At 46.7% G+C, this 11,904-nt stretch carries 9 protein-coding genes; 3 read left to right on the forward strand and 6 right to left on the reverse strand.

Annotated elements, in window-relative coordinates; translation table 11 throughout:
* The first annotated feature begins 59 nt into the window (after nucleotides 1–59).
* Both LX69_RS01495 and nhaA read left to right on the forward strand, forming a co-directional pair.
* On the forward strand, nucleotides 60–791 hold the full coding sequence (locus LX69_RS01495) for a nucleotidyltransferase family protein (protein ID WP_111444043.1): 732 nt from the start codon (nucleotides 60–62) through the stop codon (nucleotides 789–791).
* A 24-nt stretch (nucleotides 792–815) separates the two neighbouring features.
* Nucleotides 816–2,153, forward strand: coding sequence for a Na+/H+ antiporter NhaA (gene nhaA / locus LX69_RS01500; RefSeq protein ID WP_111444044.1), 1,338 nt, complete (start codon nucleotides 816–818; stop codon nucleotides 2,151–2,153).
* Nucleotides 2,154–2,220: 67 nt separating this feature from the next.
* On the opposite strand, the gene LX69_RS01505 is transcribed toward nhaA, so the two are convergent.
* Together LX69_RS01505 and LX69_RS01510 are read right to left on the reverse strand one after the other, a co-directional pair.
* Nucleotides 2,221–2,484, reverse strand: coding sequence for a DNA-binding protein (locus tag LX69_RS01505; RefSeq protein ID WP_111444045.1), 264 nt, complete (start codon nucleotides 2,482–2,484; stop codon nucleotides 2,221–2,223).
* 168 nt (nucleotides 2,485–2,652) lie between these two features.
* Entirely contained in the window at nucleotides 2,653–3,363 is a 711-nt protein-coding gene (locus LX69_RS01510) for a phosphatase PAP2 family protein (RefSeq protein WP_111444046.1), read from the reverse strand.
* 188 nt (nucleotides 3,364–3,551) lie between these two features.
* Here LX69_RS01510 and LX69_RS01515 point away from each other — a divergent pair, with 188 nt between their 5' ends.
* Nucleotides 3,552–4,523 carry a diacylglycerol/lipid kinase family protein gene (locus tag LX69_RS01515; protein ID WP_111444169.1) on the forward strand — a complete coding sequence of 324 codons (972 nt, stop codon included), beginning with the start codon at nucleotides 3,552–3,554 and terminating at the stop codon, nucleotides 4,521–4,523.
* A 105-nt stretch (nucleotides 4,524–4,628) separates the two neighbouring features.
* Here the strand turns inward: LX69_RS01515 and LX69_RS01520 are convergent, their stop codons facing one another.
* The 4 genes from LX69_RS01520 to LX69_RS01535 form a co-directional block, all read right to left on the reverse strand.
* Nucleotides 4,629–5,495: a DMT family transporter gene (locus LX69_RS01520; RefSeq protein WP_111444047.1), complete on the reverse strand. Its 867-nt coding sequence runs from the start codon at nucleotides 5,493–5,495 to the stop codon at nucleotides 4,629–4,631.
* A gap of 143 nt (nucleotides 5,496–5,638) precedes the next feature.
* The gene (yidC, locus tag LX69_RS01525) at nucleotides 5,639–7,489 is read right to left on the reverse strand and encodes a membrane protein insertase YidC (RefSeq protein ID WP_111444048.1); all 1,851 of its coding nucleotides are present in this window, start codon (nucleotides 7,487–7,489) and stop codon (nucleotides 5,639–5,641) included.
* A 61-nt stretch (nucleotides 7,490–7,550) separates the two neighbouring features.
* Nucleotides 7,551–9,185: a CTP synthase gene (locus LX69_RS01530; protein WP_111444049.1), complete on the reverse strand. Its 1,635-nt coding sequence runs from the start codon at nucleotides 9,183–9,185 to the stop codon at nucleotides 7,551–7,553.
* Between the two features lie 169 nt (nucleotides 9,186–9,354).
* On the reverse strand, nucleotides 9,355–11,865 hold the full coding sequence (locus LX69_RS01535) for a toxin-antitoxin system YwqK family antitoxin (RefSeq protein ID WP_111444050.1): 2,511 nt from the start codon (nucleotides 11,863–11,865) through the stop codon (nucleotides 9,355–9,357).
* Nucleotides 11,866–11,904: the final 39 nt, after the last annotated feature.

Here is an 11,904-nt window from a genome sequence, read left to right on the forward strand (position 1 = left end):
CTCCATAAAAATTAAAATTCGTCCATAAAAAAGACCAAAACGCAAAAAAAATACACCCAATGCTCAATGCCATGATATTTGCAGCCGGGTTGGGCACCCGCCTGATGCCGCTCACGCAAAACACACCCAAAGCGATGGTCCAAGTCAACGGGCAACCATTGCTGTGGTACGCCATTCACAACGTCATACAAGCCGGAGCAACCCGTATTGTGGTGAACGTGCACCATTTTGCCCCGCAAATTATCGCATACCTCAATGAGCTGAGTTTTCCGGGGGTGGAAATCATGGTCTCCGACGAACGCGACCAACTGTTGGAAACCGGCGGCGGATTATTGAAAGCAAAAAATTTGTTTGTGAAAGATGCCCCCATCCTGATTCACAACGCCGATGTGCTCACCAACAGCAACCTCACAACATTGGTGAACCAACACCGCACCAACGGGGCACTGGCCACCCTGATGGTGCAGCAACGCCCCACGCAACGCTATCTGCTCTTCGACTGCAACGACGAGCTTTGCGGATGGGAAAACCTCAAAACGGGCGAACGCATCATCACCCGCGACAAAGACCACCTGCAACAGATGGCCTTCAACGGCATCCAAATGGTCGACTACCGCATTCTGGAGATGCTGGGCGGGGTACGGAAGTTCTCCATCACCCGGGGCTATCTCGACCTGTCACCCGACTACGCCATTCGTGCCTGGAAAGACTGGCAGGGGCAGTGGTTCGACATAGGAACCATCGAGAAACTCCATGAAGCGATCCATGAATTCAAACACAACACACAATAAACACACACTTATTAAAAAAAAGCAATGAAACTCAGAATCAAACCACGACGCGCTGTCGCCCTGGGACGTTCCTACGAAAAATTTACCAGTCTGTTTTCGGGCAGCGGTATCATGCTCATGATTGCCACGGCCATTGCCGTGATATGGGCCAATTCGAGTTACGCCGATTCGTATCACCATTTATGGCACGAAACCCACTTCACCATCGGGTTCGACAATTTTAATCTCAACAAAAGCCTCATTCACTGGATCAACGATGCCCTGATGGCCATTTTCTTTTTTGTGGTGGGGCTCGAAATCAAACGCGAGCTGGTGGTAGGCGAGCTCAACTCGGTGAAACGTGCCGTACTCCCCTTTTTCGGGGCACTGGGGGGCATGTTGGTGCCGGTGCTCATCTTCAAGTTATTTGGTTTGCAGGGCGAAGCCGGCGGAGGTTGGGGCATTGCCATGGCCACCGACATTGCCTTTACCATTGCCGTGCTGGCCTTACTGGGTTCAAAGGTTCCCATGAGCCTAAAAATCTTCCTCACCGCCCTGGCCATCATCGACGATTTGGGGGCAGTGCTGGTCATTGCCATCTTTTATACCAGCACCATCAACTGGACATTTTTGTTGGTATCGACCCTTCCGATGTTATTCCTCTACATCATGAACCGACTGAATGTGCAAAACGTGTGGCCCTACACCATCTCGGGCATTATCATTTGGGCCATGTTTTTGTTCTCGGGCATCCATGCCACCATTGCCGGGGTATTGGTCGCCTTCTTCATTCCGGTACATCCCAAGGTGCACTTTGAACATTTTGTGCCCCGTATCCGTCGACAAATCAAAATGTTTTTGAAATCAAACGACCCCAACACATTCATCCTCACCGAGCACCAGCTCGATGCCATTGGCAACCTGCAACACCTTTCGCGCAAGGTGCAAAGCCCGCTACAAGCCATGGAGCACGATTTGAGCCGCACGGTCACTTACATCATCCTTCCGCTGTTCGCACTGGCCAATGCCGGCGTGTCATTTCACCACACCGGGGGCGGAGACAGCAGCATGTTCACAGCCCTCCCCATCGCCATTGCCGTGAGTCTGATTTTGGGCAAGTGCATCGGCATCACATTTTTCTCATGGCTGGCGGTTAAAATCAAGCTGGCTCACAAACCCGATGGCACCAACTGGATGTCCTTTATTGGACTAGGACTGTTGGGAGGCATCGGATTTACAATGTCGCTATTCATTGCCACTCTGGCTTTTCAATCAGAAGCATTAATCGCGCAAGCCAAAATTGGGATTTTTGGTGGTTCCATAATGGCTGGAGCTTTGGGATTTATCGTGCTTAAATACACCCTAAAAAGCAAAAAACGATAACCTCTTCTTTAGCATAAACAAAAAAGCAAGGTCATGGACCTTGCTTTTTTGTTTATGCATTATGACATCAAACATGAACTTTTTTCTTGCCGCTAAGGATATCCTGCGCCATTTCGAGAATGGTGGTATCATCCAATTCAACAACACCGCCGTCGGGACCGGGCTCAATGTGCAGACCCACTGTTTTACCCCGATCGTAGTCTGCACCGCAAAAATAATTGCGCACGGTTTCAACGTCGAGGTTCAACTCGTCTGCAATGGCATGAATACTGCCATCGGGAAGACTGTCTTTAATCTTCCGCAACTGATTAAATGTGATTGTTGCAGTCATAACACTGTGTTTTAAATGAGAGTTAATAGTTCAATACTAAAAATACACATTAAAACCTTTGGAATCAAAAAAAATGTGAAATTTTATCGCAACCCAGCTCTCCCCACCCCCTCTTTCAGCATCAAATACAAAAAAAACGACAATCCCATCGTCAGCCACAGCCGATGACTACGAACCCATCTTTAAAAACAATTTTGCAGCAATGGCCAACAAAACCACAGTATAAACCAAAGTACCCACCAACAGGGCACCATCCCCCCGCTTAAAATTAGAACGGCTGCGTCGCATGCTTAAGGGCAATCGATAAGGCACGCCTGCAAAACGAGGATACAACCGTACATACGCCACAAAAACGCCTGTGGCCAAAATCATCCCCAACAGCATACCTCCCAAAATATCGCCGGGGAAATGCACCCCCAGGTAAATGCGCGAATAACTATTTAAAAAGGCCCACAGAAAAATGGCCACCGCATAGCCCCAATGACGAATTAATAAGGCAGAAAATAAAGCCAACCCAAACGAATTGGTGGCATGTCCGGAAACAAAACCGAAGTTTCCTCCCTTGTAGCCGGCCACCGTGTGCACCAAATGGCTAATGGACGGATCGCGAGAAGGTCGCCAACGCTCAAAAAATTCCTTAAACAGATGATTCGAAATCTGATCACACAACACCACAAGTATCACCAAAGTCAAGATTGTCACAACACTCCCCTTCTTTTGGTTCTTCACAATGGCATATAACAGCACCAAATAAAAGGGTACCCAAGTGAGAATACCGGTTACCAACCAGAAAAAACGATCCCAAAAGGGCGAATGACAACCGTTCATTGTCAGCAACAATGATTGATCAGTTTCGATGAGGCGTTGCAAAAAATCCATGATTGTTATTTTTTTGTGCAAAATATTAAAAAATCACGACCCTCCATCACCGTGTTGCTATTAATTTGCAATTGATCGACAAACACAAAGATCACCTCTATCAGCCCATTAGCGCCACAGAGCTGTTTTATGTTTTGCAAATGACGGTGGATGCATTAAATTTGCGGCGGAAAAGACACCATGCGGTTATGACATCCAACAAAAAAAACGCCCTCTTCATCGTCAATCCCTTCTCAGGATTGGGAAAGCAGCAAACCATTCACCAACTGATTGAGAAAGAAATTGACCATGCGAAATGGAACTGCGAAATTGTAATGACAGCCTATGCCGGCCATGCCCGGGAACTGAGCAGAGAGGCAGCCTCACGTTACGACGTGGTGGCAGCCGTAGGAGGTGACGGCACGGTCAACGAAGTCGGTTCCGGGCTGTTGGGCACCACAACCCTGATGGCCATTATACCGGCCGGTTCGGGCAACGGACTGGCCAGGCACTTACGCATCCCTCTCAAGGTCAACAGGGCATTGCAACTGTTTAATAACTATCAGCTCCAGCCCATTGATGTAATGAAAGTCAACAATCGCTATTCGTTCAACGTGTCGGGCGTGGGCTTTGATGGTCACATCAGTCACCTGTTTGCCGACATCAAACGCCGGGGACCACTGGGGTATGTCAAACTCATCAGCATGGAATTTTCAAAATACCAGGCCAAAACCTACCACATCACCATCGATGGCAAAACGAGGACCAAAAAAGCCTTTTTGATCAGTTTCGCCAACTCAACCCAATATGGCAACAATGCCCACATTGCCCCGTCGGCAGTCATCGACGATGGGCTTATAGATATTTGCGTGATCAGCGACTTTCCCAAATACACAGCACCGGCACTGCTCCTCAGTCTGTTTGACCAAACCATCGACCAGTCGAAATACGATGACATTTACCTTGGACGCCACATTGTGGTGGAGTCGGACGAACCACTCACCGTTCATGTGGACGGGGAGCCCCTCAGCACCGGCAATCGACTCGACATCGATATTCTTCCCCTATCCCTCAACATGATGGTTCCGGATGCTTCGTTTCCCCAAAATGCGTTCATTAACCAATTAACGGACATGGTGCCACAACTGTCCACTCTCACCAACAACTGGAAACGTAACTAAAGAACTGTTTGAAATTTTCAAGAAAAACTCGTTAGAATTCAGATTATTCCTGCCAAACGGAAGGATTTTTAAAGGAATTTAAGCACACCCTAAAGCAATCGTATTTTACAACTCGTCACTGGAACGCCGCCGCACCAACCTAAACCGATTGCTGACCATTCCAAACTGAGCAAGCAAAATCAATGCTCCACCTGCGATAAGCTGCGTGGTAATGTCGTCGGAAAAAAACATCACCCCCATAATGCCGGCCATCACAATGCGACTGCTCGAAATGAGACTCCCACGGGTGGCTTCAATGAACTTATAAGCCTGAGTGATGGACAATTGTGCTGCAACGCCCAACAGCGCCGATAAAACCACCAGCACCCACTGCCACGATGTTGGGGTCTTCCACATGGGAAACAACACCAACAAATGCACCACCAAGCCCGTAACCATCAGATAAAACACTATGACATGGGTGGAATCGGTTTTGCGAGCCTGACGCAATGCCAGCACAGCCACACTGGCCGACACCCCCGAAATAAACGCCAGCATATCCCCTTTGTTGATGGCTTGAAAATCGGGACGGACCACCAGATATACGCCCAATAAAGCCAGGATGACAAAGAAAATATTGCGCCATTCAAATTTTTCGTGAATGATGAGAGGCGCAAAAATCACCACCCACAAGGGATAGGTCAACCCCAACATGTTCACGTTGGTGACGGTGGTATACTCTAAAGCCATAAAAAAGGCCATGGCCGAAATGGTATTAAATACGGCACGCCAGGCCACCATTTTCACATTAACAGGCCTGAACGACTCCCCGGCTCTCTTCAGGGCTACAAAACCAATTATACTCCCAAACAAAAAACGAAAAAATGTGAGCTGAATGCCCGGGATATCCGAATCGATAATCACAAATTTCCCGACAACCGATGATGCCGCAAAACAAAACTCGGCCAATAACACATACAAGATTCCCTTCATTGTAATGAAATAAATAGAATTGCCATCAAATAACAGTACACAGCACGATATAAAAACATCACCCGCAACATTGAAAAAAACGGCTGAGGAATGCCCCAGCCGTTCTATATCGATTCAAACAAATGACCTCATTAATGGTTCACTTATTTGCGTTTACCTCTCAACTGCTGCTGTTTGGCCATATCTTCCAATCGCTGCTGAAAACGCGATTTCTGTACCGGCTTCTTTTGGTTAGCATGTATTTGCGCCAATAAAGCTTTCTCGTCAACAAATCGACGAATCAAATAGGTTTGCCCAATAGTGATAAGCGTTGAAATAAAGTAATAATAGCTCAATCCGGCCGCATAGTTATTAAAGAAGAACAGGAACATGACTGGCATCAAATACATCATGGTCTTCATACCCGGCATCGACTGACTCGAAGCGGTCATTTCCTGATTGATATGCGTGTAAAAAAGGTTGGTGGCAGCCATCAACAAACAGAACAAACTCACGTGGTTACCATAAAAAGGAATGGTGAATGGCAACGTAAAAATGGAGTCAAATGTCGACAAGTCCTCGGCCCACAAAAAGGCCTCCTGACGCAACTCAATAGATGCCGGAAAAAAGTTGAACATCGCTATCAAAATAGGGAACTGCAGCAACATGGGCAAGCACCCTCCCATGGGATTCACGCCCGCCTTTTTGTACAATCCCATCATGGCCTGCTGACGCTCCATGGCCTTCTCCTTAGGAATGCGTTCGTTAATTTCTTCGATCTGCGGCTTAAGAACCTTCATCTTGGCCGTAGACATGTATGATTTATAAGTAAGCGGGAATAACACCAATTTGATAAGAATGGTCAATATCAGGATGATAATACCATAATTACTGATGTAACTTTCCAACCAGTTAAAGACGGGAATCACCGCACCGCGATTTATCCAGCCTAAAATACCCCAGCCTAAATGTATCAATCCCTTCAATTCCAATTCTTTTCCTTGTTTCTGAAGGGTATAGAAGTGATTGGGTCCAAAATAAAAATTAAAATCTTTCGTCACATTCTCACCCATGGCAAACGGCACGGTCAACGAAGCCACATTATGACGAATATGAGGGTTGTTGACATCCTCCAGCACATTGGTTTTAAGGTTGCCATTCAGGAACGGATCCTTGGCGATAAACACCGATGAGAAAAACTGATCCTTAAAGCCCACCCAAGTCAACGGCGTGCGCAAATCCTCTTCCTGATTGCCCGAAACACTCAACCAATCCACTTCGTCCTGAAAAAACTTATAATAAACGCCAGAATTACGGATTTCGAAATCACGCCCTTTTTCCTGTTGAGGCATTTTTTGCTCCCAAAGCAATTCCACCGACGACTGGCTTTTGCCCAAAACATCGGTTAACCCTTGTGAAGCCATCGAGAAATCAACCATATAGGCATCATCAGGCAAACGATATGCAAAAGCAATGAAACGCCCCTCACCGGCATTCAGACGCAATTGCACCTGATTGGCCGAATCGCTTTTTACAGGCTCAAAAAACATCTCAGCGGTGTTGATCACCCGATTGTTATAAGTAAAGGTGAAGCCGAAATGGTTGTCCTGACCATCAAACAGCACCACGGGGCGACCGTCGAAGGTGGTATAATCTTTCAACTCTACCGAATAAATCCGGCCGCCAAGTGTCGAGAGTACCACTTTAATACGTTGATTTTCCAGGGTAATAAACTGGTTTTCACCCTGTGCAGCCACACCAAACACACCATATTGAGCCTGATGTTGCTGTTGAGCCACCGAATCAGTGACCAGGGTATCCACCAGGCTTTTTTGGCTTTCACGAGCCAGACGTTCGGCCTCAGCACGCGCCACTTGCTCCATTTCAACTTTGGCAATGGAATCACGTTGTGCCTGCAAACGAGCCACCTCTTCTTTAGATGGCATATTAAACCACCCAAAAAACACCAAAATACCAACAATCAATACTATTCCAAGAATCGAATTCCTATCCATTTGATATCTTCATCAATATGATTAAACATAACAACCGGTTCCATCTACAAGGAACCACAGATTATTTAGATGACTTTTTCCCCTTTTGCTCAATGGCCGCCTTAATAAAGGCCATAAACAAAGGATGGGGTTTCAACACGGTACTGCTGTACTCGGGGTGAAACTGCACACCCACAAACCACTTATTCTCCGGTATCTCCACAATCTCCACCAGGCCGGTCTCGGGGTTAATACCCGTTGCCTGAATGCCTCCTTTGAGGTATAGTTCGAGATAATCGTTATTAAACTCGTAACGGTGGCGGTGACGCTCGTGCACCAGCTCGGTACCATAGGCATCGGCCGCACGCGAACCGGCTGCCAGGTGACACTCGTAAGCCCCCAAACGCATGGTTCCTCCCTTATCGGTCACGTTCTTTTGATCTTCCATCAAGTCAATCACCGGATGAGGCGTGGAATGATCCATTTCGCGCGAGTTGGCTCCGGTCAACTTCAATACGTTGCGGGCAAACTCAATCACAGCACACTGCATTCCCAAGCAGATGCCAAAGAATGGCACATTTTTTTCACGGGCATATTGCACCGCCAATATTTTTCCATCGATGCCACGATGTCCAAAACCGGGAGCCACCAAAATGCCATCGACCTTTGAAAGGATGGAAGCCACATTTTCGGCTGTCACCTGCTCCGACTGAATCAATTCAATCTGCACCTTGTGGTCGTTATAGGTTCCGGCATGGTGCAAAGCCTCAATGATGGACTTATAAGCATCGGCCAACTCGACATATTTACCCACCAGGCCAATGACCACTTTTTTGTTGGCTCCTTTCATTTTATTAAGGAAAACCTTCCAATCTTCAAGCGCCGGTCGCTCGCTAATAGGCAGTTGCAGTTTTCGGAGCACGGTCTCATCGAGACCCTCTTCCTGCATCTTCACGGGTACTTCATAGATGGACGACACGTCGATGGACTGAATCACCGAACGGGCATCGACATTACAAAACAAAGCCACTTTTTTGCGCAAATCATCGCTCAATTGGTGCTCGGTACGCAACACCAATACATCGGGCTGAACCCCGGTTTCTAGCAACTGCTTCACAGAATGCTGAGTCGGCTTGGTTTTGAGCTCGCCCGAAGCATTCAGGTAAGGCACCAACGTCAGGTGCAAAACCAGCGCACGATGCCCCAGCTCCCACTTCATTTGACGCACAGCCTCAATATAAGGCAACGACTCGATGTCACCCACCGTACCGCCAATTTCAGTAATCACCACATCGTACTGATGCTTAGTACCCAATAATTTAATATTGCGTTTGATTTCGTCGGTGATATGGGGAATAATTTGAACCGTTTTGCCCAAATAATCACCACGACGCTCTTTAGAAATGACATTTTGATAGATGCGCCCGGTGGTCACATTGTTGGCCTGCGAAGTGGGCACGTTCAGAAAACGCTCATAATGCCCCAAGTCGAGGTCTGTTTCGGCGCCGTCTTCGGTTACGTAGCACTCCCCATGTTCATAGGGATTAAGCGTTCCGGGATCGACATTGAGATAGGGATCGAGCTTCTGAATGGTTACACGATAACCTCTGGCCTGCAACAACTTGGCCAACGAGGCCGAGATTATTCCTTTACCGAGGGAGGATGCAACCCCTCCTGTTACAAATACATACCTTGTATCGGGCACAGCTGTGTTCATTATATTCAACAATAAATTTATCTGCTATTTTAAAAACCACAAAGGTAGAAATTTCAACCTATTTTCTTTGAATGAAATCGGATTTCGACACGAAAAAACCCCACACGAAAAATGCCGGTGAAAGGCCTCCCCTCCCACCGGCATTATAACAAGCACCTAAGCTCCAATATCAATAATATTCATCATAAGCTGAATCATTGGAAGGGAAATCATAGTTATAGTCCTTCTCGCTCAACATGCTCAAGAAATTACGGATCCACTCAGCCTGCGCCTGGTTCTTATCCACCCGTTCGGAATTCAGTTTTTCAACAGCCGATCCGTCAACCATTTTAGTGGCAATGATTAACTTTTTGGAGAGGGTCATCTTCCAATAATCGTTTTCCAAATCGTTATGAAAGAAAACGAAAGAGCCGTATGCAGGCAAACCATCGGCATAAACACCATTGGCCAGCAATTTACCTTTGGTGTCATAGGCTTTCGACTCGCCTTGCAACACATCACCTACAAAATGCCGAACCTCCTTCACCAGTCCGTTATCGTAACAGAGTGTCTCGGTGCATCGGTCGCCCACATATCCCCGTCGCTTCACAATGAAAGTGCCGGCGATGCCTCCGTACGTTTCCGATGAAATCAATTCACCCTTGTGATAGGTATCAATGGCTCCTGACAAATAGATTTTTCCATCAAAAGGCTCTCCATCTACATAATTGAGCACTAAAACCGAATCGGTCAGGAAATCGACATAAGTAGTGGCCTGATTGATGACACCGGCCGTATAATGCTCTCGATTGGTCACCTCTCCATCTGAATAATAGATTTTTTCGCCCTCCAGATTTCCCTCCACATAGGTGGCCATCGATTCTAAATCGTTGTAATAATCCAACGTCATTACCGTACCGCTCCAAGGCTGCCCGTCGCGATACTCAACACGAGCGACCACCTCGCCGTCGCTGTAATTGACTGTTTCGCCGTTTAGCATCCCCTGCACATAAGTCTGTGTCTGAATCAACACCCCGCGGTCATATTGTTTGGTCATGCCATTGAGCTCACCATCCACATAAAACTCTTCTTTTTTAACCAAAACGGAATCCAGATCATAATCATATTCATAATAGGTGTATGCCCCATTCAGCTTGCCGTTTTTATAAGAACACCGCGACAACAAATAATCATAAGAATAGCTGAACTCAAATACAGTTCCTTCGACAGGCGAACTATCCTGATAGAGACAAGTCACCGTTTCGCCACTCTTGGGATCCATGTAGGTAGATGTTCCATTCGTCACATTGTGTAACATCATTTTACCCTGATAAAACCTCTTGATCTCCGATTCGTGGCCATTGACATACACCGTCACCGACGACACCTCATCGTCATCAAACTGGTATTCGGTGCCCGAATAATTGTAGTCGGCATCGATGACCAACTGCCCCATTTCGGCTCCATTTTTAGCGTAATAAATACTGGTTTTCACCCCATTGCGATGCGTCGTGAAAATTTTCTGATCACCTCCGGAATAAAAAGACTTTTCGCTCACCACGTTTCCTTGGGCATATTCATATAGTATCCCATACTCCATCGATGTCCCCTCCCATGGAGAACCCTCCCGATAAGTCAACCGATATTTCACGTTTCCGGCAGGGTCAAACACGACCTTATCACCCACGATATCGCCATTCACATACACGGTTTTCGACACCAAATGCCCTTGTTGATCAAATGTTTGCACAAGCCCATGCAGGCGTCCCTCAAAATAAGGAGTGATGGATTCAATCTGATCATTGACTGTGCAGGTATCGGAACTAAAAAAACGGTATTCAACGCCCTCATAAGGATAATGATCCATGTAAGCCAACGAATCGATGCGCTTGCCATACTTATCAAAATAGACCGCTGCAGATTTCAACTGATATCCATCACCTTCCTGCTCGGGCAAATAATACTCAAGACATTTGGGTTGTCCCGTTGAATAATAAAAAGTCACCGGGCCATCATAAGCTCCACCAACTCGACGAGCCACAAAGGCCACCCGCATGGGATAAAAATAATAGCCCACAGTGATGCCATCAGCCGCGATCAAATAACTTGAGATGTTCTTTCCCGATCCCATGAATTCCCCATTGGCATCATAATAATCAACACGCACAAAATCACCGGCCTCATCCACCTCCCCTTCGATGCGAGCCGAAGTCTCGCCCAGGGCATCAATCATTTCGAACCGCTTAATAGTTCCCTGTACCATATGGGTCAGTAAATAATATCCCCCATGATCATGAGAAAAGGAGCCATCAAAAGCTTCGCCATCTTGAAAAATCCCGGAAGCCAACAGGTTACCCGCTTCATCATAGGTGGAGATAAGGCCATGAAATACCCCATCGACCAGAACGGCCTGTTGCATCAGCTCTCCATTGGGATGATACCAACTCACCTGACCGTTAAAATCCTTGTCGCCCCCCGTTTTAGAAAAACCAACCCCTTGTAACTGCGTGGTGTTGATGTAATAATCCCGAACAATGTACCCCGAATCGACAAATTCGGGACGCGGACGATAAAACGAAGCTTCAGCTTTGGCACAAGGCTCCCAATTATCATTAAAATACTCGATTTCGTGCTGCGCAAAAAGCGAAAACGGCAATAATGCCATGCACAAGACAACCAAACGTGTTAAAACAAACTTCATACAATCAAGGTTTTATACATACAAAAAAAATTCAGGCAC

This window comes from Breznakibacter xylanolyticus, assembly GCF_003254275.1.
Taxonomy (GTDB): domain Bacteria; phylum Bacteroidota; class Bacteroidia; order Bacteroidales; family Marinilabiliaceae; genus Breznakibacter; species Breznakibacter xylanolyticus.

What these genes read in the sequence shown, in the direction of transcription:
- LX69_RS01495 (WP_111444043.1), top strand. Translation starts at nt 60, where the DNA reads ATGCTCAATGCCATGATATTTGCAGCCGGGTTGGGCACCCGCCTGATG.
- nhaA (WP_111444044.1), top strand. Translation starts at nt 816, where the DNA reads ATGAAACTCAGAATCAAACCACGACGCGCTGTCGCCCTGGGACGTTCC.
- LX69_RS01505 (WP_111444045.1), bottom strand. Translation starts at nt 2,484, where the DNA reads ATGACTGCAACAATCACATTTAATCAGTTGCGGAAGATTAAAGACAGT.
- LX69_RS01510 (WP_111444046.1), bottom strand. Translation starts at nt 3,363, where the DNA reads ATGGATTTTTTGCAACGCCTCATCGAAACTGATCAATCATTGTTGCTG.
- LX69_RS01515 (WP_111444169.1), top strand. Translation starts at nt 3,552, where the DNA reads ATGACATCCAACAAAAAAAACGCCCTCTTCATCGTCAATCCCTTCTCA.
- LX69_RS01520 (WP_111444047.1), bottom strand. Translation starts at nt 5,495, where the DNA reads ATGAAGGGAATCTTGTATGTGTTATTGGCCGAGTTTTGTTTTGCGGCA.
- yidC (WP_111444048.1), bottom strand. Translation starts at nt 7,489, where the DNA reads ATGGATAGGAATTCGATTCTTGGAATAGTATTGATTGTTGGTATTTTG.
- LX69_RS01530 (WP_111444049.1), bottom strand. Translation starts at nt 9,185, where the DNA reads ATGAACACAGCTGTGCCCGATACAAGGTATGTATTTGTAACAGGAGGG.
- LX69_RS01535 (WP_111444050.1), bottom strand. Translation starts at nt 11,865, where the DNA reads ATGAAGTTTGTTTTAACACGTTTGGTTGTCTTGTGCATGGCATTATTG.